This is a genomic window from Pseudomonas sp. IT-196MI5, from assembly GCF_949767415.1.
Classification (GTDB): domain Bacteria; phylum Pseudomonadota; class Gammaproteobacteria; order Pseudomonadales; family Pseudomonadaceae; genus Aquipseudomonas.
The window spans coordinates 331192-356376 of the sequence record NZ_CATKPZ010000011.1 but is presented as its reverse complement, the minus strand read 5'-3'; the positions used below and the strand labels follow the sequence as shown (position 1 = coordinate 356376).

Annotated in this window: 17 protein-coding genes; 11 read left to right on the top strand and 6 right to left on the bottom strand. The window is 58.7% G+C overall.

What is annotated here, in order from left to right:
* The first annotated feature begins 2 nt into the window (after positions 1-2).
* The gene (locus ACM6IK_RS09160) at positions 3-584 is read left to right on the top strand and encodes a Pr6Pr family membrane protein (protein WP_414874047.1); all 582 of its coding nucleotides are present in this window, start codon (positions 3-5) and stop codon (positions 582-584) included.
* A 375-nt stretch (positions 585-959) separates the two neighbouring features.
* On the opposite strand, the gene ACM6IK_RS09155 is transcribed toward ACM6IK_RS09160, so the two are convergent.
* Together ACM6IK_RS09155 and ACM6IK_RS09150 are read right to left on the bottom strand one after the other, a co-directional pair.
* Positions 960-1742, bottom strand: a complete 783-nt coding sequence (locus ACM6IK_RS09155) for a siderophore-interacting protein (RefSeq protein WP_414874046.1) — start codon at positions 1740-1742, stop codon at positions 960-962.
* Positions 1739-2314, bottom strand: coding sequence for a PadR family transcriptional regulator (locus ACM6IK_RS09150; RefSeq protein WP_414874045.1), 576 nt, complete (start codon positions 2312-2314; stop codon positions 1739-1741). Before ACM6IK_RS09150 ends, ACM6IK_RS09155 begins: the two co-directional genes overlap by 4 nt.
* A 516-nt stretch (positions 2315-2830) precedes the next feature.
* Between ACM6IK_RS09150 and ACM6IK_RS09145 the strand changes: the two genes are divergently transcribed.
* The 6 genes from ACM6IK_RS09145 to ACM6IK_RS09120 all read left to right on the top strand — a co-directional run bounded on the left by ACM6IK_RS09145 (position 2831) and on the right by ACM6IK_RS09120 (position 9790).
* On the top strand, positions 2831-3322 hold the full coding sequence (locus ACM6IK_RS09145; RefSeq protein ID WP_414874044.1) for a CS1 type fimbrial major subunit: 492 nt from the start codon (positions 2831-2833) through the stop codon (positions 3320-3322).
* 109 nt (positions 3323-3431) lie between these two features.
* Complete coding sequence (locus ACM6IK_RS09140) at positions 3432-5957, top strand: CS1-pili formation C-terminal domain-containing protein (RefSeq protein ID WP_414874043.1); 2526 nt, start codon at positions 3432-3434, stop codon at positions 5955-5957.
* Positions 5958-5960: 3 nt separating this feature from the next.
* Positions 5961-7211, top strand: coding sequence for a hypothetical protein (locus ACM6IK_RS09135; protein ID WP_414874042.1), 1251 nt, complete (start codon positions 5961-5963; stop codon positions 7209-7211).
* Positions 7212-7253: 42 nt separating this feature from the next.
* Positions 7254-7997, top strand: a complete 744-nt coding sequence (locus ACM6IK_RS09130; protein ID WP_414874041.1) for a molecular chaperone — start codon at positions 7254-7256, stop codon at positions 7995-7997.
* Positions 7998-8030: 33 nt separating this feature from the next.
* The gene (locus tag ACM6IK_RS09125) at positions 8031-8525 is read left to right on the top strand and encodes a CS1 type fimbrial major subunit (protein ID WP_414874040.1); all 495 of its coding nucleotides are present in this window, start codon (positions 8031-8033) and stop codon (positions 8523-8525) included.
* Positions 8526-8560: 35 nt separating this feature from the next.
* Positions 8561-9790: a hypothetical protein gene (locus ACM6IK_RS09120; RefSeq protein WP_414874039.1), complete on the top strand. Its 1230-nt coding sequence runs from the start codon at positions 8561-8563 to the stop codon at positions 9788-9790.
* Between the two features lie 69 nt (positions 9791-9859).
* Here ACM6IK_RS09120 and ACM6IK_RS09115 read toward each other — a convergent pair whose 3' ends face one another.
* From ACM6IK_RS09115 to ACM6IK_RS09105, 3 genes are all read right to left on the bottom strand, one after another.
* On the bottom strand, positions 9860-14779 hold the full coding sequence (locus tag ACM6IK_RS09115) for an NEL-type E3 ubiquitin ligase domain-containing protein (RefSeq protein ID WP_414874038.1): 4920 nt from the start codon (positions 14777-14779) through the stop codon (positions 9860-9862).
* 164 nt (positions 14780-14943) lie between these two features.
* Positions 14944-18054, bottom strand: a complete 3111-nt coding sequence (locus ACM6IK_RS09110; RefSeq protein WP_414874037.1) for a transglycosylase domain-containing protein — start codon at positions 18052-18054, stop codon at positions 14944-14946.
* A 292-nt stretch (positions 18055-18346) separates the two neighbouring features.
* Entirely contained in the window at positions 18347-18805 is a 459-nt protein-coding gene (locus tag ACM6IK_RS09105; protein ID WP_414874036.1) for an REP-associated tyrosine transposase, read from the bottom strand.
* A gap of 621 nt (positions 18806-19426) precedes the next feature.
* Between ACM6IK_RS09105 and ACM6IK_RS09100 the strand changes: the two genes are divergently transcribed.
* On the top strand, positions 19427-20848 hold the full coding sequence (locus ACM6IK_RS09100; RefSeq protein WP_414874035.1) for an amino acid permease: 1422 nt from the start codon (positions 19427-19429) through the stop codon (positions 20846-20848).
* A gap of 113 nt (positions 20849-20961) precedes the next feature.
* On the opposite strand, the gene ACM6IK_RS09095 is transcribed toward ACM6IK_RS09100, so the two are convergent.
* The gene (locus tag ACM6IK_RS09095; protein ID WP_414874034.1) at positions 20962-22101 is read right to left on the bottom strand and encodes an OpgC family protein; all 1140 of its coding nucleotides are present in this window, start codon (positions 22099-22101) and stop codon (positions 20962-20964) included.
* A gap of 245 nt (positions 22102-22346) precedes the next feature.
* Here ACM6IK_RS09095 and ACM6IK_RS09090 point away from each other — a divergent pair, with 245 nt between their 5' ends.
* From ACM6IK_RS09090 to ACM6IK_RS09080, 3 genes are read left to right on the top strand one after another with little or no spacing between them, the layout of a single operon-like run.
* Positions 22347-22721, top strand: a complete 375-nt coding sequence (locus tag ACM6IK_RS09090; protein WP_414874033.1) for a GtrA family protein — start codon at positions 22347-22349, stop codon at positions 22719-22721.
* Complete coding sequence (locus tag ACM6IK_RS09085) at positions 22718-23659, top strand: glycosyltransferase family 2 protein (protein ID WP_414874032.1); 942 nt, start codon at positions 22718-22720, stop codon at positions 23657-23659. The genes ACM6IK_RS09090 and ACM6IK_RS09085 overlap by 4 nt, the downstream gene beginning before the upstream one ends.
* A 1-nt stretch (position 23660) precedes the next feature.
* A complete protein-coding gene (locus tag ACM6IK_RS09080; RefSeq protein WP_414874031.1) occupies positions 23661-25169 on the top strand; it encodes a glucosyltransferase domain-containing protein in 1509 nt (502 codons plus the stop codon).
* The last annotated feature ends 16 nt before the right edge of the window (positions 25170-25185 follow it).

Here is a 25185-nt window from a genome sequence, read left to right as displayed (position 1 = left end):
AGATGTACTTGATTCTCCATTCGCGCTGGACGCTGGGCGCTAGCCTGATCGGCGGGCTGATGAGTTTTTTCAGCTTTTTCACCGTGCTGAGCAACACCCTGGTGGCGAGCGTGCTGACCTGTGAATGGACATCCCGCGAGTCAGCCGCGCGCCGCTGGTTCCTGCAGCCTTGGGTCAGCAGTGCGATTGCCGTGAGCATCGCCGTGGTGAGCCTGGCCTACAACCTGCTGCTGCGCCATTTGTGGCATCCCGAGGGCTGGCAATGGCTGGCCGATGAGCTGTTGCATGACATCATGCCGTTGCTGTTCCTGGGGTATTGGTGGCGTTATGTGCCCAAGGGCACATTGCGCGTGTGGCACATCACGGTGTGGGTGATTTATCCGCTGGTTTATTTTGGCTATGCGCTGCTGCGCGGGCATTTGCTGGCGGTTTATCCGTACCCGTTCATCGATGTCGACAAGCTGGGTTATCCACAGGTGTTCATCAATGCCGGCGGGTTGTTGGCGGGGTTTGTGGTGATTGCGTTGCTGGTGATCGGGCTGGATCGGTGGCTTGGGTCTCGCACCAAGAGTCAGCGCATGTAGTGTCTGAGGCGCCGCCATCGCGAGCAAGCTCGCTCCCACATTGGAACTGCGTACATCCGCCCTTTGGGAGCGGGCTTGCTCGCGAAGACTGCGGAACAGTAAACATTGCTGTTGCCTGACACACCGCTTTCGCGAGCAAGCCCGCTCCCACAGGCGTTTCGCTTAACTGACTGGCATTAGGGCAAGCCCCCTCGAAGGTGAGCGCGAATATAGTGCTGTGGAATGCTTTATGTGGCGAGGGGGCTTGCCCCCGTTCGGCTGCGAAGCAGTCGTAAAATCTGCTCGTACGGTGTTTCAGATAAAACCTCGTTGCAGGTTTTAGCACTGCTTCGCAGCGCAACGGGGGCAAGCCCCCTCGCCACATTGTGACGCCAGTCACTCCTCGGCGCTGTTATCCAGCTTCCAGTAGCCAACCGCCTTGACGAACTGCTCGTCCAGCCCATGCTCATCGAGCAACACCCGACGAATCTGCCGCGACACTTTGCTCTCGGTTGCCACCCACGCGTACAGGCTGCCGGTTGGCACCTGGATCTGGCGCACGGTGGCCAGCAGATTGTCCTTGCCTCCTTCACGCAGCACCCAGATCACATTGACCTGGGCCGCGCTGTGCAGCACTTGCTGCTCCTTGCCGTTTTCCACTTCCACGATCACCAACGCACGGCGGCTGGCCGCCAGTGCTTCCAGGCGCCGGGCGATGGCGGGCAGGGCGGTTTCGTCGCCGATCAGCAGGTAACTGTCGAAGATGTCCGGCACGATCATCGAGCCACGCGGCCCTGCGATGTGCAGGAATTGGCCGGGTTTGGCCTGCTCGGCCCAAGTCGAGGCAGGGCCATCGCCGTGCAGCACGAAGTCGATGTCCAGCTCCAGGGTGTTCAGGTCGTAGCGACGCGGTGTGTAGTCGCGCATTTCAGGCAGCGGACCGCCGTCCTTGCCGGCGCTCGGCACCAGGGTTTCCAGGGCCGCAGCTTGCTCGGCGTTTTGCGGGAACAGCAGTTTGACGTGGTCGTCCGTGCCCAGGCTGACGAAACCTGCCAATTCAGGGCCACCCAGGGTAATCCGGCGCATGCGCGGGGTCAGGTCGACCACGCGCAACACTTCCAGGCGACGGCGTTTGATGTCGTGCATGACACGGGCAATGGTGGTGATCACTTCAGTCATTCGGCGTTCTCCTGAACGGGTTCAACGGCAGGGCCGTCGACGATGGCTTTGGCGGTGTTGTTGAGCAAGTCGCGTACCCGCAGGGTTTCTTCCGGACTCCAGCGCCCGTGATGCATTTGCAGTGCATGCCGCAGGTTGTGTACCGCTTCGTGGATTTCGGGTGGACGATCATGGCCTCGCAACGAGCGCTTGCTCACCTCGATGCGCATGCGCACGCCGTCCAGGGCAATCGCTTGTTCACTTAAAGACAGGCGTCCGGCATCGGTCACGCTGTAACGTTTTTTTCCACCTTCGGCGTCGCCCTGAATCATTTCGCTTTCTTCCAGAAAGGTCAGGGTCGGATAAATCACGCCAGGGCTTGGGCTGTAGGCGCCGTCGAACATGCCTTCAATCTGGCGGATCAGGTCATAGCCGTGGCAGGGCTGTTCGGCGATCAGCGCCAGCAGCAGCAGTTTCAGATCGCCGGGGGCAAATACCCGTGGGCCGCGACCACCGCGTTCGCGGCCGGGGCGTTTCTCGAAGCCGTCGCGGCCGTCACCGTGTTCGCGATGGGGGGAATGATGGTCTCTCATTTCGTCTTCTCTCGTCGTGTTTAGATACAACTTAAGATATATCTTAAGTCTGGATCAAGGCGTTTTCCGTGCGAGGCGACCTCATGCCGACGAGCGGTGGCGTAGCGAAATGTATGGAATCCATCGAAAAACCCCTACCGCCTGCCTCTATTTCTACGAACACCCGGTTATTCAAGAATCTTAAAGTTATTACTCTAAAGTTTTTGAGTTTATATTCTAAAAAGCGTAAAAGTCCCCATGTTAATTGGCTAGAACCGCTGTCTGGTTTTTTCAATAAAACTGTATGTAAGGCATAACTTACAGTCATTGTTTGATATTTCGATTTTTTGCGGTTTTGTCTTTCTGGTCATGAGGTAGTTTAACTACGAGCTCATAGGAAGTTGCCTGCTTACTTCCCAAAGCGATAAGTCGATCATGCCTCGGCGTTGAAAGAGCACGGCAAGCGGCCTTTACCGGTATGCGCTGTCTGTGAACTTTCAATGAACCGAACCCTTAAAAGAAAACAGGTACTGAATGATGTTCAAGAAATTTGCAATCGCTGCCCCACTGGCTGTTCTGGCTCTCCAATCCTCCATGGCTTTCGCCGCGGGCGAGGCTGCTCACTCGATCAATCTCATCGCTCACGTGCCAACCAATGGCTTCTATGTAGTGCCAACCGACCCTGATCTGGTCAACAAGGATCAGGACATGAGCTACCAGCCAAGCACTGGCAAGATGGGAGAAGTCAATGGTTTCTTCGACGTGCGCAACAATAACGGCTCGGTTCACGCCAGTCTGGAAAGTGCACCTAAATTGATCTCCGGTGCTGAGTCGATTGATTTGAAAGTCGAGTTCAATAACAAGGAGCTGACGCTCACTCCACAACTGGTCGTGGGTGAAGCCGAGTCCGACGCGAACTACCGCGCGCCGCTGAAGATCACGGCCAAGGGCACCACCTTCCAGCCGGGCGACTACACCGGTGTGGTCGCAATGACCTTCGACGCCGTTGCTCCGATCGCCACGCGTTGATCGAGCTTCAAGGCAACAAACGCTAACTGCTCAAGTGGCGTTAACCGGCGGACAACCCAACCGGGCTGTCCGCCGGATTCCAACCCGTTCGTAACCAGAGTAAGAGTTCATGTTCCCGATGACACCCATCGCGGCTGTGCTTGCGCTGTTGTTTTGTGCCAGTGCAGCGGCGGCTCCCGTTTCTTCCGCCGGTACGACACCGCGAAGTCTGTTGGCCCAGGCCAAAGGCCTGCCGGCAGATTTCGAGGAGCATTTCTTCGATGTGCCTCTGGCTGTTCGGGTGGAGCTCGATCAGCAACCGCTGGGGGAGGCCATGGTGGTGTTGTCTCGCGATGACCGCATCACGTTGCTTGAATTTACCGACACCAGCGAAAACCGCTTCGGCCCCGCCGAGCGGGAAAAGTGGGCCAGTTATCTCAAGCCTGGCGTGCTGCTGGGCACGTGCACCGGTTCGTGTCCGGATCAGGTGCTGGCCGTGCATTACAACCTGGAAAACTCCCTCGTCTCGATCCTCACCGAAAATGCTGAGCGCGACGTCGAGGCCAAGCGTTATTACGAGCAACCCGATGGCGGCAGCAGCGGCCTGATGGTGCGCAACCAGCTCAATCTCAACGGTGGCCAGCAACAGGATCTGGGCGGACGTTTCGGTCTTGAAGCCAGCGCCAGCCTGGGCAACTGGAGCCAGACATTCAACATGCAACTGGCCCGTCTTGGCGGTCCGGATGACAAGCTTTATCACGCAGTCCATGAGCTTTACACCCAGCGCGAATTGCAAGGCAGCTTCTTTCGCCTGGGCTATTTCACCCCCAACTCCGAAGGACTGACTCGCCAGCCGCGCACGTTCGGCACCAGTCCCGACACGGCTGTCGGCGTCATGTATGGCAGCTCCGACAGCCTCGCCATCAACAGTCCGATGCCCAGCGTCTATCCGATCTACGTCACGGCCAACCGCCAGGGCTCGGTGGAAATCTACCGCGACGGTCTGTTGATCAATACCCAGTCGGTGCCCGCCGGTTTGCAGACCCTCGACACTCGGCCGCTGCCGGGGGGGATCTATGAAGTCGAAGTGCGCCTGATCGAGGACGGCCAGATCACCTCGAGCACTCAAGAGTTGGTGTACAAGCCCAGCAACTGGCGCAACCTCGACGAGCGCTGGCGCTACAACCTGTTCGCCGGGGAAGAAAGCAAACTGTTGAGCAATTGGGATCAGCAGTCCAGCGGCAGCACCACGGCCGGGGCCTCGGTCAATTACCTGGCGCACCCACGGGTCATTCTGGGGCTGTCGGCGCGCCAGGTTCGCGAAAAACTGCAGTACGGCAGTTCCGTCGACTGGACCCTGGCCAATCAGCTGAGTCTGTACGCCAACGTCTACCAGACACAGGACCACGGCACCGGTCTGGACCTGCAAAGCCTCTATAACTATGGCGCCGGCAGCGTGGTGATCAGCCACAACCGCAGCTGGCTGGACACCACCAATCTTTTCGAAACCCTGCCGGATGGCACCCGGGTGCGCCAACGCAATGTGTTCGTCGGTGAGACCAGCAACTCCTCGCTGGCACTCAATCATCGACTCAACAGCAAAAGCACGATCAATGCCCGGGTGTCCCACAGCGAGGGCAACGTCGAAGGCGTCGGCCTCGATCTGGGCTGGAACCAACGCACCCACCTGTTTGGCAGCGATGGCAACTGGCGGCTGTCGTTGTTCGATCGGCCAGGCAGTTTGAGCAGCGGCAACGACCGCAATCGCGGTGTCGACCTGAGCATCAACCTGGCACTCGGCGCACCTGGACAGCAGATCAGCGGCAGTATCGGTTCGCGCACGGCCCGGGACGGCGGTCGCGACAACAACGCCTCCCTTGGCTGGCGCAAAGACCTGAAAGATCACGTGCTGCAAAACGTCTCGGTGACGGCGCTCACCGATACCTACGGCGTCGGCGTTTCCAGCCTCGCCAACTTTCGTACCGACGCGATCAATGGTGATGGTTTCGTTCAGCGTTCGTCCTTCAACGGCAACTTTACCGGCGGCCTCAACCTGGACAGTACCCTGGTCCTCGGCGGACAGCAGATGGTGTTGACCAGCCAGCATGAGATGCGCGGTGCCGGGATGATTGTCGATGTGGAGTCGGACATCGACGACATTGCCCTGCGCGCCGACGATTACAGCGGTGGCAGCGCGGCGCTGAAGCCGGGGCGCAACTTCATCCCGATTACCGCGTACCAGAACAGCTCGGTGAGTTTCGATTTCGAAGGCAACCATGTGCCGGCGGCCACCATCGAACCGGCCCGCACCCGTTATCACCTGAACAAGGGAGGGGTCGAGTACCGCAAGGTGCGAGTGATGAAAACCCTGACCGTGCTGGGCCGGCTGGTCGATTCGCAAGGGCAGCCGCTCAAGGGGCACCACGTGATCAACCACGCCAGTCGTGGCGTGACAGAGGTCGATGGTTTCTTCTCGATGGAAATGAACGCCGGTTCGCCAACGCTGGAAGTGCGTCAGGGCAACCAGTTGCTGTGCCAGTTCCGCCTCGAGGCCGACCGCCATCGCAGCGAAAACAACGTGCTGATGATCGGTGACCTGCGATGTACGCCGGACACCCTGGCCGATATCACCTTCACCGAGCAGAAGGCGGGTTGAGCGATGAAAAGGTCTATACGTTCATTGGGGGGCCTGGCGGCGTTGCTGCTATTGAGCCTGGCAGGTGAATCGGCATCGGGCGCAACCATGGATATCCGCGCGGTGTTCCGTCCGGACCCGGCAACCCCGATGCACAATGAATTTATCAACATGACCCCGGTTACCGGGCATTGCGCGAGTCAACCTGCATTCTGCAAGGAGAAAGGGCTGTTTTCTCTGCTGACGCCGATCGGCTTTCGGTCTGTCGGTGCGATCGAAGCCGGGCACAACGACCCGCGCAGGGCCCCGATGTTTCGGGTCCCGGGGGACTGGCGAAGGCTGAGCGTGCGGCATGCCGACACGCAGGAAGAGGCCGAGGTGGAAGTGCGGATCGTCTCGATCGGAGGCCGCTACATTCTTTCCGATACGGCGGAAAACCTGGTGGGCGAAGGTGAGCCCACGACATGGCCCGGCTGGCATACACGCCTGTTGGGCGACTGGACCTGGGGACCTCCGACGCCGTGCAGAAGTACCGGGGGCATGTATGCGTGGCCAAACGCCAGAACGTTCTTCTGGCTGACGTCCGGAACGAGCGTGTGCGCCGCTCGGGCCAATTACCGCATCCCCGGCTTTACCTACGAGCAAGTGCAGATTGGCTACGAACTTCGTACGCCCAACCCGCTGAAAATGTCTTCGGGCCAATACTACGGCGACCTGACCTACACCGTCGGGCCCGGAATGGATTTCGACATGGGGGACATCATGCAGCCGGATGACTCGGTCTTGACGCTCAATTTCAACCTGGATGTAGAGCACACCTTGAAAGTCGACCTGCCACCGGGTGGAAACAAGGTGGTGCTGGAGCCCGAAGGCGGCTGGAACCGCTGGATCGAAAGCGGTCGCAAGCCAACGCGGATTTATCGCGATCAACGCTTCTACATTTCGGCGTCCTCGCGCTTCAACGTGATGATGCAGTGCGATTCGCTGGGTGGTACTCGATGCTATTTGCGCGGTGAAAACGGCAACAGCACACAGGTGGAGACACGGCTGAGTCTGCCCGCGGGCATCACCGGCCCCGGCAATGGCCCGGTCAATGAAGTCCCGCTGATGAACAACGTTTGGATAGGCCCGTTTCAGCCTGGTCATTATCTGGATCGCAAGCCCGGTTCGCTGCGTTTCGAGATGCCGCGGGACGCGGTCGACTTTCTGATACGGCCCGGCTTCAGCGGCACGCTCAAGGGCAATATCACGGTCATCTGGGATTCGGAAATTTGAGTGTCCGGCCCCTCCATTTTTTAATTTTTTGGGATTGAAAACATGACACGTCTGTTTTTGCTGTCGATGCTCAGTGTGTTTTGCGTGGCGGCGAACGCCGGGCCGCAAATTAATGTCGGCACTGTTTATGACTATCTGGATGGCGACAAAAGTACTTACCTGAAGCGGGTCTTCAACAGCGGCGACAGCACCGCATTCGTCAAGGTCAACGTACTGGAGATCGTCTATGACGCTGACGGCACATCCCGGGAAATCCCGATCGAGACCTCCGCTGACAAGGCATCGCGCAATGGCCTGATGGCCAGCCCCGCACGGTTGATCGTGCCGGCGCAGGGGATGCAGGGCACTCGCCTGCTGTATATGGGCGAGCGTGACCGCGAGCGTTATTTCCGGGTGCGTTTCGTGCCGGTGGTGCCGGAGAAGGAGGATGACTTCGTGGTCAGCGGTGAAGAGCGCGAGGACTACAAAAAGACCCTGAGCGCCGGCGTCAACGTCATGACCGGCTTCGGCACGATCTTCTTCGTGCGACCCAAAGACGTCCGATTCGAGACGGCCATCACTGAAACCGACAGCCGTTACGAACTGCGCAACAACGGCAACTCGGTGCTCGTCATCGATGAATTCAAAAATTGTTCAGTGAGCAAGGAGAGCGATTGTGGCGCCACCACCAAGCACCATGTGCTGGCGGGCAAATCATTTGGCTTCGACAAGGAAAAGGGCCGTGAATACCGTTTCAAGTTGCTCGAAGGCGAACGTAAACAGGACTTGAAGGTAGTGAGCCGCTAACGGCTGCTTCCATGGGCGGGGTAGGTAATGAATATGAGCAAGCAATGCGCCGTCGTCGTACTGATGGCAATCACTGGACTGATGAGCGCCATGAGTTGGGCGGCTCGCGAAGAGCATACATTCGAGGTGTCGCTGACGGTTCCGAGTCGGGCCTTTTACATCATTCCGTCCGAACCGGACTGGATTCATCGGCCGCAGCCGCTGCTCTGGAGCTACCCCACTTCAACCTTGGGCAGCCTGCGCAAGAACTTCGACGTGCGCCACGACACCAGCGCGATTGAAGCGCGTCTGGAAAGCGTGCCCTACCTGTCCAATGGCAGGCCGGACGACGACATTGCACTGCGGGTCAGGTTCAACGGCGTTGAACTGAACTCTGTCATGCGCCAGGTCATGTCCCGGGAAGAGGCCGCGACGGGCAAGCGGGTGGCGCTGGAGATCGACCCGGTAAAACCGGTCGGCGGATACCGCGCGGGTGATTACGCCGGCAATGTCCTGCTGCTGTTCAACGCCAGAGCGCCGGGAGAATGAAGCACCGTGCAACGAATCTATCGGGAATGATACGAATGGATAGTGTGAAAAAATTGGCCGGCCAACTGGCGTTGCTGATGACGCTGGGTGTGCCCTCGGCAGAGGCGGCGAATCAGGAGATCCGCGCTTTGTTTACGCCCGATCCGGCGCAACCGAACAATAATGTATTTATCAACAAGACGCCCAGCAGCGGTTATTGCGCGATCTATCCTGGCGAATGCGCCGCCACCAAGATGTTCAGCATCCAGGTGCCGATTCGTTTCAATTCCACTCGCCCTCTCGGGCCAGGCAGCGGCAGCGGCGGCGTAGGGGTGAAAGCGCCCGCCAATTGGCGGCAACTGACCGTCACCAATCGCGATACCCAGGAAACGGAAACCGTCGAAATACGCATCACTGGCATGGGCTCAAGGTATTCACTAAGCGATACAGCCGCCAATCTGGTGGGGGTGACAGATAGTCTCGAAGGCCACCAAAAGCTCTGGACCGACGCCAGTTGGGTTTACGCAGCCCCGCCTTGTCTGTACAGCGGTATGGGAAGCTACACCCCTTCGTCTTATCGTTTTTTCTGGAAGACGCCAGTAGAGGCGGCTTGTACCAAGATGGCCGCCTACACTATCCCGAGCATGGCGTTCGAGAACTTCGATTTTGCCTACGAGTTGCGCACGCCCAATCCCCTGGGTATGTCATCCGGGCTTTACACCGGATCGATGGTCTATTCCGTCGGGCCCGGCGCAGATTTCGACATGGGGCCGATGATGGCGCCGGAGGACAGTGTGCTGAGCCTCGATTTCGTGCTGGATGTTCAGCACACCCTCAAGGTCCGTTTGCCTGCCGGCGGAAACAAGGTGGTACTGGAACCAAGGGAAGGCTGGAGTCGCTGGATCGAGAGCGGACAAATACCAGGCAGTATTGTCCGTGATCAGAAGTTTTATATCTCCGCGTCTTCACGTTTCAAAGTCATGATGCTGTGCGATGCGCCAGGACCACGGCGATGCTATCTGCGCAGCAAGAGTGGATACGCTACACAGATACAACCCATGATCACATTTCCTGCTGGGATCACCCATTACGGCAATCCCGTTAGCAATAAAGAACTCTTCAACAATTCCTGGTCAGGCCCGTTTGAGCCTGGGCATTACGTGGATAACAAAGAGGGCACGCTGCGTTTCTGGATGCCTCGCGAATATATCGAACAATTGCTGCGGCCCGGGATGAACGAGACGTTGAGTGGTGATATCACCGTCATCTGGGACTCGGATGCGTAACGCTTGGCAATTACCGCAAGGCTCCTGAAGGCAGGGAAACTGCCGGAACTTCAGGAGCCGGTTACTCGTTTACAACGCGTGTTTGTCCAGCAGCATCCGGGTCAGGCTTCGTCCCAATTGCAGTTTTTCATCGGCAAGCGTGTTGATGCTGTCCGAGTAGGCCTGCTCTTCGATCTCACCGTCTTGCCTACGTTGTTCGAGAAGTCGCAAGCGCATATCGAAATGCCGATCATTCAATTCGAATCTCCGGTCATGAGACTCCCGCAGGTACCTGTCCCAGAACGGCTGTTCGAGCATGGCATCCAGCAAGCCATTCCCTTCCTCCAACGCCAGCACGGTGGCATAGGCCTGCTCGATGGCGTCGTCACTCACGGCGGCGATATCGCGGTAAAGCATGTCCTCCGGTTGCCACGGCAAGCCAAGGCGTGGGGCCAGACGGGTTTGATACGCCAGATAAATTTCCACTTCTTCGACCCTGCTCGGGCGTGACAGCGCATCGGCCCGAGCGATGTCATTGACCCGTTGCAGGCGCGCCGCGCCCTTGCTCAAGCTCACCAGCCGGTTTTCCAGTTCTACGGTATCGATCGAATAGGCATACGCCTGGGACGCAAGCGCCTGCACGCCCATGTTGTTGAAAACTTCGGAGCTGGCATCGGCACACGTGGTGGGTTGCTCGGCGGTCTGAAACAGTTTTTCGCGCAGCGATGTATCCAGGTCCACCGCGTCGATCAGTTCCCAGACGCGACGGGACAGAGCTTTGCGGGTAGCGCCACCGGCTCTGAAGTCGGCCGATTGCGTCAGGCTATCGATGATTCTGAAGAAGCCTTCGCTGTTCGGCTCGTTCATCAGGTTGTCCCAGGCTTCCGCTCTGTAAGTCCCCAGGCCAGGCGAATTCGCGCCCCAAAGCGAGGAGTCATCATCGACCGGCCATTTGGCGCGCACATTGGCGGCCAGAGGGGCATACGTGTTCTGGCGCGGCAAGCCCGCTGAATCACGGTACTGGAACAGGGTCTGGCGCTGAATATCGGGCAAGGAGTTGATGTCCAGCCGCACACGCGCCACCAGAAGTGCTTCCCTTGACCCGATGGCAACAGTGGGTACGGTCTTGATCGGGTTATCCCGCAGATCCAGAAAAAAACCCTTTGGACGCTGTTTGTTCAGCAACCCGTCTGGCCAGTTATCGATCCCGGTGTTTGAAAGGTTGACCACTTTCAGGTGTGGCATGCGCTTGATGTCGGGTGCCTGGCCCAGCGGGTTGTTGTCGAGCCGCAAGGTTTGCAAGCGTATCAGAGGCTTCAATTGCTCGACCGCCTTGGCGTTCAGCGCAATGTGATTGTGGCTCAGACGCAGGCTTTCGAGCCGGTGCATGCTGGCCACATTGTCTGGCAAGCGGGTCAGCTGACAGCGACGTGCGCTGAGATGGCGTAGCCGGGAAAAATCTTTCAATAACCCCGTGGAGCCCGGCGAGAATTGCGTCCCATCCAGATTCAAGGTGCTGATCTGTTCAAGATAAGGGCGAATGTCCGGCAGCTTTTTCCACCAGGTCTCCAGGTTGAAACTCAGGAGTTCAGTGGATAAGTCCAGTGCATAACCCTTGTCGAAGTGGGTGCTGCGCTCACCGAATACCAAAGGTTTTCGCTGAAAGCATTCCATCAGGCGACCAGCGATAAACGTGATTTCCCTGGGAGCAAGGAGCGTATTTTCAGGCTCGAAAGGCGTGTTCTTTGTCTTCCAGGCGTCAAGGATGTTTTCCAGCCCTGTGAGTTCTTGCTTCAGGTTGTTCAGCAACTGAACAGGGTCAGCGCCGGGAGGCATGGAACGAATGAAGTTGTCGACTTCATGTCCACTCAAGTGCGGATACAGATTTTGCACCCGTTGCTCAAGGGAGACTGGCTGTCTGGAGAAAGCAGGGCCGCGCAACAGCAGGCCCGTTTCCAGCTCCGCCACCGGCCGGATGGAAGGTTCCAGCAAGAGCGTGCGGCGTTCGGCCGGGGATCGGGACTTGACCATTATCCACTGCTTGAACGCGTTTGCCTGGCCGAGTCTGTAGCCCAAGGACTGGCGCGCCTGCTCGGGCAAGGCGCGCAGGAGCGCTTCATAAAAATCGACAGCCTCGGAAATCTGGCGATGTTGACCGTCGACAACTTCATAACGACCGTCTCCTGCCCGTAACAGCAGGCGTACTTGAGTGGCATCGTCGGGACCGACGCTGCAACGCAAAGGACCATCGGCGGTGCCGTCATGTATTTCCACGCGTAGATCGCCCAAGGCCTCGCTGTTGAATCGCAGCGCGTTGAGCGCCAAGCGCTCGGTGTCGATTGTCATTCGTTCGTTCTGGTAGAAGCCTTCGCAGGCCCGTGTCGCGCGGGTTTCAAAGGCACACTCACGGGCGTGGCTCTTGAAATCCAGTGGGAGGCGTTGCTGTGCGTCGACGATGCGCAGATCGTCTTGCCGGGCATGGGCCACCAGGCGTTCGGCGACGATCGTCGGCAGTTCAGGGTATTGGCGCTGCAAGACTTGAACGCGTCGATCGGTACTGCGTTCGCGAAAGCGATAGACGTAATCCGCGATATGGGTCTTGCGCCCTTCGACCTGCTCGGCCAGGCGATCACGCAGGCGCTGTACCTTCGCTTGCCTGGAGAGTCCCGGTCCGACCAGCGCTTGCAGTTGTCGCTCATCGAGAAACCTGACGACCCGCTCCGGCAAACTGCCGGCCATCACGTCCGCCAGCCCGATCTCCAGCGTCCGTTCCGGCCGGGCATTGGCGTTGCCGTACAGGCGGGAGGCGCCGAGCAGGTCGGAGCGTTCATACACCCTCAAGGCATGGTGGGCTGGCCAGCCCGGCAGTTCGGTGATCAGTTGCTCGAACCAGTGCGATGACGGGTCTATCGGGCTTCCCGAACGAATCTGCGCAGTCGTGGCGGCAACATCTTGCATCGCTCTGAAGCGGTTCACGGTGTCTTCCAGCAATAGTGGCGGCTCGGCGTTTTCGACGTGCATGCGCCGCAGTGCGTCTTCTTCGGTGCCGCTGATCAAGCGGATGTTTTCCAGTTGCCGTGAGCTCAAGCCGTCGGTCAGGTGCCCCAGCCGTTGCATCAGCTTCGGGCCTTCCCAGGTCAAGGGCTTTTCGCCTTCATGGCGCCAGGCGCCGCGACCGTTATGGGCCAGTTTCGGTGCATAGGCTTCGGGACGGGTGGGGTGTTCAAGTCGATACTGCGCGGTTTGCGGATCCTTCCGAGTCACATAGTGGCGACCCTCCAAAGGAAGGATGTCCCGGCCTTGATGGCGATGCAGACCCAGGCGGTCGGGCCTGGAGTCTGTTGGCAGTGACAGGTCTGGATGGGCGTAGGGCTCGATATCCGGGTGCCACAAACGGGTTTCTCCGGTGGGCATGCTCACCGGTTGCAGGCTCTCGACCCATGCAGAAGCCTTGAGCCGGAACGCATCGGCGATGCTCGCCCCGGCGGCAAACGCAGCCAGTTGAACCACGTCGGTCACGACCCCCACAACGTGATCCGCTGCTTGTGCCCATAGTCCCTCAGCCAGGTCCACAGCGCCTTCAATGACATCATTGGTCAGTTGATACGCCGTGTAGGTCAGCATGAGTTCGCCGAGCCCCGGTACGAACGGCGTGGCGATCAACAGCGCGACATTGAAAATATCGGAGACTATTTTCTTGAAGTTGTCCCACCAGGCCCACCGCGCCTTGCGATCGGTATCGGCGGTCGACACGGCGATGTCCCGAGCGTCATTGAGAATCTTGTTCAGCTTGTTTTGATAAAGATGTACCCAGAGATCGCCCGTGATCGGCGCAATGTCGACATCCAATCGCGGGTTATCGATCGGCACATCCCGCCAGCTCGGGCGTGGATCGAAGGCTTCCTTACGATGCCATGTGACCTGGAACAGTCGTTGTTGCAAGCCGCCGAAGAAATGCCCGCGTTGCGAATGGTCGATGAACCGGCTGAAGAACTGGCGGTACGTCATCCCGGTGGAAGCGATAAGCGCGTCGTCACGCAGCTGGCGCGTCAGTTCATTCATGAACGCGACGGTCGAGGGGTATTGCTTGAGCGGGTGCTGTGGATCCTGCGGCACATAAGCGATCACTGGTATCACCTCGTGTGATTGTTCCAGCGGCGCAGTGATCAGCACGATGCCGGTCAAAGGGGTGTCGAGAATGGACAGGTCGGCAAATTGCACAGGCCTGCCTTTCCAGGTGGTGTTGCGCTGACCCTCCAGCATTTCAATGACCATGTCGCGGGCATCGGCGTCGATATCGCCGGCCATCGTCGCCTGTTCCACGGCGGCTCTGAAAGCGGCTTTCTCGCTTTCAACGACACGGCTTTGGAGCCAGTACTTTGCAAGGCGATCACTAGGCAGCAACTGTTCTTCCAGGTATCGGGTATAGCGGGCGCCGATATCCAGTTCACGGCACAACGCCTGAAACCTGGCGATGGAGAGTTTGTGTTTGATGGGCAAGACATCGAACTGACCACGCTGATCGGGCTGGCTGATGTAATCCGAGTCCGGTTCGCAGGTTTCGCCAAGCGCGAAGTTGTGCAGTGCGGCGTCGATCAGCGAAACAGTACGGGTGACGACACCCCCGGACGTATCGATGACATACCAGGGCCGTTCTTTGGGCAGGTAAAGATGCAGATACGTTTTTTTAACGTCGACATCGATATCCAGTTTCTTCAGTGCATCGGTGAGTAGGGGCTCGGCAAATTCATAAACGTTTTTCAACGCGTCGAGAAACCGATCCATCTCGTTGCGCGAAGACCAGAGTTCGCGGTTGGCTTTTTGTAATCGGGATTGATCGAGCGCGGAGGCTGTCTTGATCCAGGGCGCGGGTGCTTTTTCAACGCGGCCCAGTTCCCGGACATTTCGCAATGAAGCGCGCTGGAAAACCGGATGGATCCGGCTTTTGATCAATTCGTAGTGGCGACCTTTATGGTCGGTTGTCGACGTACTTCCTTGTAAGTCAGGCATGTTGTTAATAAACCTTGAGTGTTGATGGGAGTCATCAGCCTAACGCCCAAGGCTCAAAGTAAAAGTCTGAATTATTGTTGCTTGAACAGTGTCTTTGCTCTCAATGCATTGGAATTATCCATGCCGAAAATAGTTAATTACCGCCGCACGACGTAATGGTTCTGTTAACGCCGCGCGACATCAGTCGGCAAGCAACCTGTTTTGCTGCCGGGTTGCAGGTACGGCATGAGAATCGGTGCCATGCCTTTGAGCACCTGCACCGGCAACGCCGAGGTGAACTTGTAGGCTTCGGCTGTTTGCCCGGGCACGAATGCGGTCAAGGTGCCGAAGTGTGAATCGCCAATGTAGAAGACAAACGTCGCCGTCCGGTTGATGGATTTGGAGCTCAGAATCCGCCCGCCTGAACCAATGGCTTCAATGCGGTTGTCCCCCGTGCCCGTTTTGCCACCCATCGCCAACGGTTTGCCATCCGGCGTTACAAAGCTGCCGGACACCCGTTTCGCCGTACCGGCATCCACCACCTGCGACAAGGCTTCGCGCATGGCCGTGGCGACTTCGGATGGCATGACCCGTTTGCCGACGTTCGGGTCATTGATCAATTTGGTTTCATACGGTGTGTTGGCCGCGAAATGCAGACTGTCGATACGCAGGGTCGGCATGCGCACACCGTCGTTGAGGATGGTGCCGATCAGTTCCGCCAATGCTGCCGGACGGTCGCCGGAGCTGCCGATGGCGGTCGCCAGTGAGGGCACCAGGTGATCGAACGGATAGCCGACTTTCTGCCAGCGCTGATGAATGTCGAGGAATGCTTCGATCTCCAGCATGGTGCGGATACGACTGTCGCGGGCACCCTTGTGCCTGCTTTTGAACAGCCAGCTGTAGACTTCCTGGCGTTCGAACTGGCTGGCTTTGACAATGTCGCCCCACTTGGCGTCGGGGTGATTGAGCAGGTAGCCCATCAGCCACAGGTCCAGCGGGTGAACCTTGGCGATGAAGCCCTGGTCCGGCAAGTCATAGGAGCCGGGAGCGTAGGCCTCGTAGAGCCGCACGAGACGCTCGTCAGTGAGTTTTTCAGTGAGCTTGGCGCCGGTGAGGTGCGAGCGCACGAAAGCGTTGAAGCTTGCCTGACTGGCCTGTGGCAGCAGGTAGCGGTGCACGGCGGCCATGCGGATCGGGGTCGGCCGCATGCTGTCGAGGAAGGTCTCGAGCCTGTCCTGGGTGTCCTTGTTCTTGTACTTCTTCCAGAACTTGAGCAGGAACGAAGTGCCCTCGCGATCGGCGAATTCGGCCAGGTATTCCTGGCGCCGCGGGTCGCGGTCGTCCTTGATCAGTTCGGCACTGCTGTTCGGGCCGGAGTAGGTGGTGTAGCGCACCAGGTCACGCATCAGGCGGATGAACGGCAGGTTGATCGACTCGCGCAGGGCGTCGCGCAGGGTCGGTATGCGGTCGTTGTCTTCCTTGCGGAAGTTGTTGAACACGTGCAGGCCGCCACCGGTGAAGAACGCTTCGCCGGGGCTGGCGGAGTATTTGCGGTCCAAGGCTGCGCCGAGCATTTTTTGCAGGTCGCGGTCCTTGTTTTCGATCAGGTAATCGACCGCCCAGCGGCTCAGGCGGTCCTGCTCCGGCACGTCGACTTTCTTCAGTTCCGGGACGGTCATGCCGGCGTATTTGTCGTGCAGCTCGGCGATGATTTGCAGGTAGGTGGTCAGCACGCGCATTTTCGCGGTGGAGCCCAGCTCCAGTTTGCTGCCTTCGTTGATGTCGAATGGCTGGTCGGTGCTGTCGGTCTGCACCCGTACCCGCGAGCCGTCCGGGGTCAGTTCGAACAGGGTGAAACTATAGCGAACCTGGGTGGTGCTGGTGGGGGTCAGAAGGCGTTCGCCCATCAGGCCGATTTGCGTGGCAAAAGCGGGGTCGGCCAGTTTTTTCAGGTACTCGGTGGCCTCGGCTTGCAACTCGCCTTGCAGGGTGCTGGTGGCGGACAGGTCGAGGCGGTCGAGGTCATACAACGGGCGATTGAGCATGCCGGCCAGGCGGCTGCGCGCGACACTGATGCCCTTGTTGGCTTCGATCGGTTGAATGGTCGGCTGGGTGGCCCAGTCGCGGTAGGTCAATTTGCTGGCCAGGGCGGCGGCGGCGAACTGAGCGTCGATCACATTGTTTTGCGCCAGCAGGCGAATATGGCTGTCGGTGAGGTCGGCCAGTTCATCGTGACCCTTGGTCAGGTAATGCGACGGGCGGCGCTGGGCAATCATCAGCGACAGCATTTCACGCAGGGCCAGGCCTTTTTCCGCCATGGTTTTTGGGTCCGTTGCTGTGCTGGTCAAGACTTCGTTGGCCTTGTTGAAGTCGGAGCCATACCACACGCGCAAGCCCTCAGCCATGCCATGCACTTCGCCGTGGCCCGGTACGGCCGACAGCGGCACGCTGTTGAGGTAGTCGCGAACCACGTTCTGCCTGGCTTCGAGGGTTTGTGGCCCGGCCTGATAGGCGCGTACGGTGGCAGAGATCATCTGGCGAATTTTTTCCGCGCCATTGACCGTCAAGCCATCGGGCGAGTGCCGGTACTTTTCCAGTTGCGTGGCCAGGGTACTGCCGCCGGCGGATTGGCCGGGTACGTGAAACAGCTTGGCCACCTGTGACCACGCCGCCATGCCGAACCGCGGCCAGTCCACCGCCGGGTTGGCCAGGGGTTGCCCGGGGTCCAGCAGGAAGCGGTTCTCGATGAACAGCAGGCTGTTGACCACCACCGGCGGGATCGAGGCAAAGGTTGAATAAAGCTGCTGCGGATAGTTGTACTGGTACAGCGGCGCTGCGCGGCAATCGGTGATCGACAGCCCGGCCTGGATTTTCTCGGCATAAGGCACGAACAGGCCTTTGTCGCTGTACTTCAACAGCGCCGGAGAAAAGCGGGTTTGCGCCTCAACGACGAAATTGCGCTTGATCAGGCGCGGCAGGAATTCATCCAGCGAGCTGTAGCCCAGGCGCCGATCGAACGGACCGTCGCCCGGATAGCGGATCGCATCGCTGGGGCCGGGTTTGAGCTCAAAGCTCAGGGACGCTGCGTATTTGCTGACTTCCCGGGCCTGGAATTTCGAGGTGCGCATTTCCCTCGCAGCCGCCAGCCCCACGACAATCGCGATGATCAACAGCAATAGCCAGAACGCTCCCCATCCGTGTCTGGAACGGCGGGGTTTTTCAGGTGGCGGCGCTTCATCCTCACGTTCAGTCGGAACCACGGTTTTACTCGAATCGGTTTGCCACAAAGCGCCCATAGTCGACTGATCCATTTACGCAGATTGATCGGACTTGACTCAAGCTTAGACGGTGGTTGGCGAGGGTGAAAAAAATGTGAGGGGTAAAATGATGCACGGACGCACCGATATTCAGGCTGATTGAAGCACTTGTGGCGAGGGGGCTTGCCCCCGTTCGGCTGCGAAGCAGTCGCAAATCCGGTAATCCCGGTGTGCCAGACGCGACAGAGGTGACCTGAATGATGGGCCTGCTTCGCAGTCCAACGGGGGCAAGCCCCCTCGCCACAAAACGCTCGGCGTATGGACTGCCTGTTTACAGCCAGCACGCATCCCAGAGCGGATAGTCGCCAATCTTTTCCACCAATCCTGCCCGCAATGGATTGGCAACTATGTAGCGAGCAAACGGCAGGAGGTCCTCGTTATCGCGAATTGCCCGGTCGTGGTAGCCGGTTTGCCAGAAAGCACCGCTCTCGTTTAACGCCCGGTTGATCGTCAGCGTGCTGCGGGATTTGATGGCCTGCATGAGTTGCGCCAGCGTGTACCGTTCAAGCTGTATTAACCAGTGGAAGTGGTCCGGCATGATGACCCAGGCCATTGAGTTGACCCATTTTTGCTCGTGGGCTCGCCTGAACTCCTCAACCAATAGGCGTCCAAGCCGCCAATCCGCGAATATTCGGCGGCGCTGATGCACGACTGCGGTAATGAGATAACCCCTACCTTGTTTCGAGTAACGTCCACGGCGCAATAGATGTGAGTTTGGATGGGGATGCATTCCGTTGCTTCCTTTGGCGTTTAGCTTAATACGCTAGCTACTCGTTTTCCTGCTTGATCCTGCAATTGCTGAGTGAAATTTCCCAAATCACTGAAGGATTCAGATCCATGCAGCGCTTTTGTGGCGAGGGAGCTTGCTCCCGCTCGTCTGCGCAGCAGGCGCAAAACCAGACAACGTAATTGTTCAGGAACAAGCGATTACAGTGTTTGGGTCTGCTTCGCAGTCCAGCGGGAGCAAGCTCCCTCGCCACAAAAGCAGTCGGCTGGAATGCTTGTTTTAGACATGTCGAAGGGGTAAATACGGCTTTGGCAGGGGCATGACGACGCACCATTGTTGTGCAATACTCCGCGCCGTTTAAATGACGAAAATTCCTACAATATCCAGGTGATGCCTCTCCAAAAGTCGCGTTATTGCCGGGGTTTATGGCTGAATTTAGTGGTTTATATAGTGAATATCTCTGTCGTCAGCTTTTTATACTGCCCGACCCGCTGATCTTGCAGGTTTTGTCCTACAGGATGGTTCTGCTTATAAAGCAGGCCCGGTTACGCGAAGCAGCTGGCTTATCGGTCGGGGGCTTCAACGCTCGGTGGTCATATCCAACAACAAGATGAGGTACCCCTTATGCCCGTAGGCAATCACCAGCCCAACGGCGAGACCGCTCAGGGCGGTCCGCTTAAACGTGAACTCGGCGAACGGCATATTCGCCTGATGGCACTCGGTGCCTGTATCGGCGTCGGTCTGTTCCTCGGTTCGGCCAAGGCCATCCAAATGGCCGGGCCCGCCATCATGTTGTCCTACATCATCGGCGGTCTGGCGATCCTGGTGATCATGCGCGCCCTCGGCGAAATGGCCGTGCACAACCCGGTCGCCGGCTCGTTCAGCCGTTACGCCCAAGACTACCTCGGCCCGCTGGCGGGCTTCCTGACCGGCTGGAACTACTGGTTCCTGTGGCTGGTGACCTGCGTCGCGGAAATCACGGCCGTGGCGGTCTACATGGGTATCTGGTTCCCCGACGTGCCGCGCTGGATCTGGGCGCTCGCGGCCTTGATCAGCATGGGCTCGATCAACCTGATCGCGGTCAAGGCTTTCGGTGAGTTCGAGTTCTGGTTTGCCCTGATCAAGATCGTCACCATTGTTGCGATGGTGTTAGGCGGCATCGGCATCATCGCCTTCGGTTTCGGCAACGACGGCGTGGCCCTGGGCATCTCCAATCTGTGGAGCCACGGCGGTTTCATGCCCAACGGTGTAACTGGCGTGCTGATGTCGCTGCAGATGGTGATGTTCGCCTACCTGGGTGTGGAGATGATCGGCCTGACCGCCGGTGAAGCGAAGAACCCGCAGAAAACCATTCCCAATGCGATCGGCTCGGTGTTCTGGCGGATCCTGCTGTTCTACGTCGGCGCGTTGTTCGTGATCCTGTCGATCTACCCGTGGAACGAAATCGGTACCCAGGGCAGTCCGTTCGTCATGACCTTCGAGCGTCTGGGCATCAAGACCGCCGCCGGCATCATCAACTTCGTGGTGATTACCGCGGCACTGTCGTCGTGCAACGGCGGCATCTTCAGCACCGGGCGCATGCTCTACAGCCTGGCGCAGAACGGCCAGGCCCCGGCCGGTTTTGCCAAGACTTCGAACAACGGCGTACCGCGTCGTGCGCTGCTGCTGTCGATCTTCGCCTTGCTGCTGGGCGTGCTGCTGAACTACCTGGTACCGGAGAAGGTGTTTGTCTGGGTGACGTCCATCGCCACCTTCGGCGCGATCTGGACGTGGGTGATGATCCTGTTGGCCCAGCTCAAATTCCGCAAAGGCCTGAGCGCCAGCGAAGCGGCCGGCCTGAAATACCGTATGTGGCTGTACCCCGTCAGCTCTTATCTGGCGCTGGCGTTCCTGGTGCTGGTGGTCGGCCTGATGGCGTACTTCCCGGACACCCGCGTGGCGTTGTATGTGGGACCTGCGTTCCTGGTGTTGCTGACGGTGCTGTTCTACATGTTCAAGCTGCAACCGACGAATGTTACGCAAGGTGCGGTGCGTTCGGCTTCGTAAGTCGTAACGCCCGAAACCTGTAGGAGCGAGCTTGCTCGCGATGGTCGTTAACGATTACGCGTATTTACTGGCTAAATGCGGCGCTCTTGAGTCCATCGCGAGCAAGCTCGCTCCTACAATATTGCGGTCGATCCTTGGGCTGCCTGAGCAGTACGGTTCAAACGCTTGTTGAACTCAAGCCAGGTCGCCAGCAATGCCATTAACCCGACCCCCACCAGCGCCGTGAAAATCTGCATGGCAAACGCATCGTCGGTCAACGCATTGACCATGTCCGCCAAGGGCGCCAGCAACACGCCCAAGCAGAAAATCTCCAGCGAGAAACGGCCCATTCGGCAACTTTGCTGCGCGAGCCAGTTTTGTGTCCATCCGCTGTCGGGAATCAGCTTCGCCGTGACGTAGGCCAATGCGAGGAAATGCAGCAGGCGCACGGGGGACAGGTCGGTCTTGCTGATGGGGTACAGCAGGTTCTTCAGGCTCGCCGGCACCACGGCATCGTGTAGGTCCGGCCAACGCCACAGGACGGTCAACACACCCGCGGCCACTACATACAGCGCCGCACTGACAAACAACGGCTGGCGAAGCAACGGGCGAGTGTCGGGCAGGCGCGGGCGCTGGCTGTGAATCGCAGCGGCACCGCCGAGTACGAACAGCAACTGCCAGGCAACCGGGTTGAAATACCACACGCCGTCCTTGATGGCCGCCAGGTTCCAGCCCGCCAGTGGCACCATCAGGTACAGCGCCAATGACATCGCGACCACTACCCAGGCCTTGCGCACCAGTACGGGCAGCACCAGGGGCAAACCTGCCAACAGCACGATGTATAGCGGCAACGGGTCCATCAGGTTTGGCTTGAAGCGCAACAGCAGTTCATCGATCAAGGCCTGCTGCGGGTTGCTGATGAAGTGATGCATGCCCATTTCCTCCACCAGATCCCGTGTTTCCACATGGCTGTTGGCGAAAAACACAATGCCCATCAGCATCGCCAGCAGGAAGATATGCACCACGTAGAGCACCCACGTCCGGCGCAGGATTTTCACGCAGGCGATCAGTACGCCTTCGCGCGCCAGGACTTTGCCGTACGCCAGCACGGCCGCGAAACCTGCCAGAAACACGAAAACCTCGGCTGCATCGCTGAAACCGAAGTTACGCAGGGTGATTTGCCCCAACGGGTTGTGCGGCACGTGATCCCAAAAGATGAAGATCAGTGCCAGACCACGAAAAAAGTCGATCCGGTGATCGCGCGCTAACGTCATGACAGCAGGCTCGTGACAGCAGGTAAAAATGGGATCGGCCGTGGGCGCAAAAGGCCCCGCGCCCAAGCGGCGGCGCGCAGGGTGGACTGATTCGCGGGCAATTGCAAAACCGGGGTATTACCGGATGTCTCGGGCATTGCCCCGAGGCTCAACCGCTGGTCTGAAAGGTCCGTCAACCTGCACTTTCTGACAGAAGACAGGCTCCAATATCAATGAGCGCAACGCTCTTAAAACGGGAGCCTCACATGAGACTGTTGTGGAAGGGGCTTTCCAGTTACACGGTGATCGGGGTCGCCAATACCCTGATTCACTGGCAGGTCTTTTTCCTGCTGAGCGTGGCAGCCGGCCTCAGTCAGGCGCTCAGCAACCTGGCAGCCTTCTGCGTGGCGGCCTCGTTTTCCTTCTACATGAACGCGCAATTTACCTTCGCCGCCAGTGCCACGGTCGCAGGTTATCTGCTGTTTCTTTTGGGCATGGGGGCATTGAGCCTGGGTGTCGGCCATCTGGGCGACGTCTGGCAATTGCACGGTTTGTTCACCGTGGCCCTGTTTTCGGCATTGAGCCTGGTGTTCGGCTTCCTGTATTCCAAATACGTGGTGTTTCGCGAGCGTGATCAATGAAAATCTCGCTCATTGTCCCGGTGTTCAATGAAGAGCAAGCGATCAACCTGTTTTATCAGGCGGTGCGACGCGAGTTGCACCTGCGCGATGCCGAGGTCGAGATCGTGTTCATCAACGATGGCAGCTGCGACCGCACGGCCGAACAGGCTACGGCACTGGCCCAGGCGGATGATCAGGTCATGCTGATCAATTTTTCGCGCAACTTCGGTAAGGAACCGGCACTGTTTGCCGGTCTGGAACATGCCAGCGGCGATGCCGTGATTCCCATGGATGTCGACCTGCAGGACCCGATCAGTGTCATCCCGTTATTGGTCGAGCAATGGCAAAAGGGCGCCGATGTGGTACTCGCCAAGCGCCGTAATCGCGACGTCGACGGCTACCTCAGACGCCACAGCGCGTCGATTTTCTACCATGTGCTCAATCGCATCGCCTACACCCGAATCGAGGAAAATGTCGGGGACTTCCGGCTGATGGATCGCAAGGTGGTCGACGTGATCCGTTCCTTGCCCGAGCACCAGTTGTTCATGAAAGGTGTGTTGTCGTGGGCCGGGTTCAACACGGCGGTGGTGGAGTACGAGCGGGCCGGGCGGGTGGCGGGGAGCAGCAAGTTCAATGGCTGGAAACTGTGGAACCTGGCGCTGGAAGGCGTGACCTCGTTCAGCACCGTGCCCCTGCGCTTGTGGACATACGTCGGTGGCGGCATTTCCATTTTCGCGGTGCTTTACGCGGTGTACATGGTGCTGGACAAGATTTTCTTCGGCAACAACGTCCCCGGTTATCCATCGCTGATGACGGCGATCCTGTTTCTCGGTGGCGTGCAACTGATCGGCATCGGCATCCTCGGCGAATACATCGGTCGCATCTATATCGAGGCCAAACACCGGCCGCGCTACGTGATCAGGGACATCGTCGGCGGTAAAGACCGGGGCGGGCGTTAGCATGGGGCGGTTCAACGACTTCCTCGTTCGCGAGCTCAGCCGGCATCAGGTCTGGCGGTTTTTTCTGTTCGCGACCTTCTTGTATGTCCTGCCGTTGATCCTCGCGGACTTCCCCTACATCGATGACAACTGGCGCTCGCTGGCGGCGGGCATGGCCTGGGCTGAACAGGGGCGACTGTTCGCCCAGCTGTTCTACAACGCCCTGACCTTCAGTCATGCCGCGCCGAACATCTTTCCCTTGCCCTTGCTGATTGTCACGCTGGCCATGGCGTCGGCGCTGACCAGCCTGACGTTCCATTACTTGCGCCAGCCCACCGTCGCTTGCTGCCTGGTGCTGTTGCCGCTCTGGTACAACCCGTTCTTCCTGCAGAACCTGTCTTATCAATACGACGGTCCCGCCACAGCCCTGAGCCTGGTGGCGGTGATCTACGCGATCACCTTTCGTCACCCTTTGCGCAGCGTGCAATGGCTGGTGCCGTCGTTCCTGATAGCACTGGCGCTGGGGTTGTATCAGATCAGCCTGAATGTGTTCCTGGGCTTGTGTTGCCTGGAGTTGCTCAGGGCCGCCAACGATAAAACCGCCCCGGTACCATGGGGCGACCTGCTGGGCTGGAAAGCCGCCCAGCTCATCCTTGGCGGGTTGATCTACAGCGTCAGTGCTGGTCCGTTCATGGACTCCAATCGCACAGCGTTGCTCGATTGGTCGGCGCATCCTCTATTTCAGATCCAGATCAACATGGCCCGGGTCCTGGAAAAAGTCGTGCTGCTGTTCAATGGTGGATGGCTCTGGGTATTCGGCGGGTTGTTGCTGTTGGCGATGGCCGGGGCGGTGCGGCTGGGACTGAACGTCGCGGCGCGTCAGGACAGCGCACCGAAGACGCTGTTGATCGGTGTGATGTGTTTGCTGACATTGCCGCTGGTGACGCTGCTGGTGTCCGGTGTCGCGTTGTTTTTCCGCGACTTCAACGAGGGCGCCCGTACCTTGATGGGCTTCGCCGTGCTGCTGGTGTTGCTGTGCTATTTGAGTCATCTGGCGCTGGCGTCGATCCATGAACGACTGCCACTGCTGTTGATCATTCCGCTGCTGGCGATGCTGTCGCTGTCGTTCGCCTATGGCCGGGTGCTGACCGTGCAGAAAACCTTTGCGTCCACGGCGCTGGCCAGCCTTGATTACGACATCGTCAGCCATCAGGCACTGCGCGAGGCCAAGCGGATCTATATGTCGGTGACTTATTCCGACTATTGGTTAACGGCGGCGGCAGGCTCATTCAAGCAGATGCCGGTACTGCACTACCTGCTCAATACCGACTTTTACATGCTGGCCGAGAATCTGCCGAAAGCGGGTATCACCAACGTGGTGGCGGAGCGGGAGCGGCGCAACGCGACACGGGTCGGCTATCAGGGCTATGTGCCGCTGGTGGACAGCCAGTTCTACCGGATTTACCTGATCGGTGATTACGGTTTTATCGTGATGAAGGAGCCGGCCCCGAGCAAAACGCTGCGATGGTGACGTACGATTTCGACCG

Excerpts from the sequence above, each read along its gene's own strand:
- ACM6IK_RS09160 (WP_414874047.1), top strand. The coding sequence starts at position 3 with ATGTACTTGATTCTCCATTCGCGCTGGACGCTGGGCGCTAGCCTGATC.
- ACM6IK_RS09155 (WP_414874046.1), bottom strand. The coding sequence starts at position 1,742 with ATGACTGAAGTGATCACCACCATTGCCCGTGTCATGCACGACATCAAA.
- ACM6IK_RS09150 (WP_414874045.1), bottom strand. The coding sequence starts at position 2,314 with ATGAGAGACCATCATTCCCCCCATCGCGAACACGGTGACGGCCGCGAC.
- ACM6IK_RS09145 (WP_414874044.1), top strand. The coding sequence starts at position 2,831 with ATGTTCAAGAAATTTGCAATCGCTGCCCCACTGGCTGTTCTGGCTCTC.
- ACM6IK_RS09140 (WP_414874043.1), top strand. The coding sequence starts at position 3,432 with ATGTTCCCGATGACACCCATCGCGGCTGTGCTTGCGCTGTTGTTTTGT.
- ACM6IK_RS09135 (WP_414874042.1), top strand. The coding sequence starts at position 5,961 with ATGAAAAGGTCTATACGTTCATTGGGGGGCCTGGCGGCGTTGCTGCTA.
- ACM6IK_RS09130 (WP_414874041.1), top strand. The coding sequence starts at position 7,254 with ATGACACGTCTGTTTTTGCTGTCGATGCTCAGTGTGTTTTGCGTGGCG.
- ACM6IK_RS09125 (WP_414874040.1), top strand. The coding sequence starts at position 8,031 with ATGAGCAAGCAATGCGCCGTCGTCGTACTGATGGCAATCACTGGACTG.
- ACM6IK_RS09120 (WP_414874039.1), top strand. The coding sequence starts at position 8,561 with ATGGATAGTGTGAAAAAATTGGCCGGCCAACTGGCGTTGCTGATGACG.
- ACM6IK_RS09115 (WP_414874038.1), bottom strand. The coding sequence starts at position 14,779 with ATGCCTGACTTACAAGGAAGTACGTCGACAACCGACCATAAAGGTCGC.
- ACM6IK_RS09110 (WP_414874037.1), bottom strand. The coding sequence starts at position 18,054 with ATGGGCGCTTTGTGGCAAACCGATTCGAGTAAAACCGTGGTTCCGACT.
- ACM6IK_RS09105 (WP_414874036.1), bottom strand. The coding sequence starts at position 18,805 with ATGCATCCCCATCCAAACTCACATCTATTGCGCCGTGGACGTTACTCG.
- ACM6IK_RS09100 (WP_414874035.1), top strand. The coding sequence starts at position 19,427 with ATGCCCGTAGGCAATCACCAGCCCAACGGCGAGACCGCTCAGGGCGGT.
- ACM6IK_RS09095 (WP_414874034.1), bottom strand. The coding sequence starts at position 22,101 with ATGACGTTAGCGCGCGATCACCGGATCGACTTTTTTCGTGGTCTGGCA.
- ACM6IK_RS09090 (WP_414874033.1), top strand. The coding sequence starts at position 22,347 with ATGAGACTGTTGTGGAAGGGGCTTTCCAGTTACACGGTGATCGGGGTC.
- ACM6IK_RS09085 (WP_414874032.1), top strand. The coding sequence starts at position 22,718 with ATGAAAATCTCGCTCATTGTCCCGGTGTTCAATGAAGAGCAAGCGATC.
- ACM6IK_RS09080 (WP_414874031.1), top strand. The coding sequence starts at position 23,661 with ATGGGGCGGTTCAACGACTTCCTCGTTCGCGAGCTCAGCCGGCATCAG.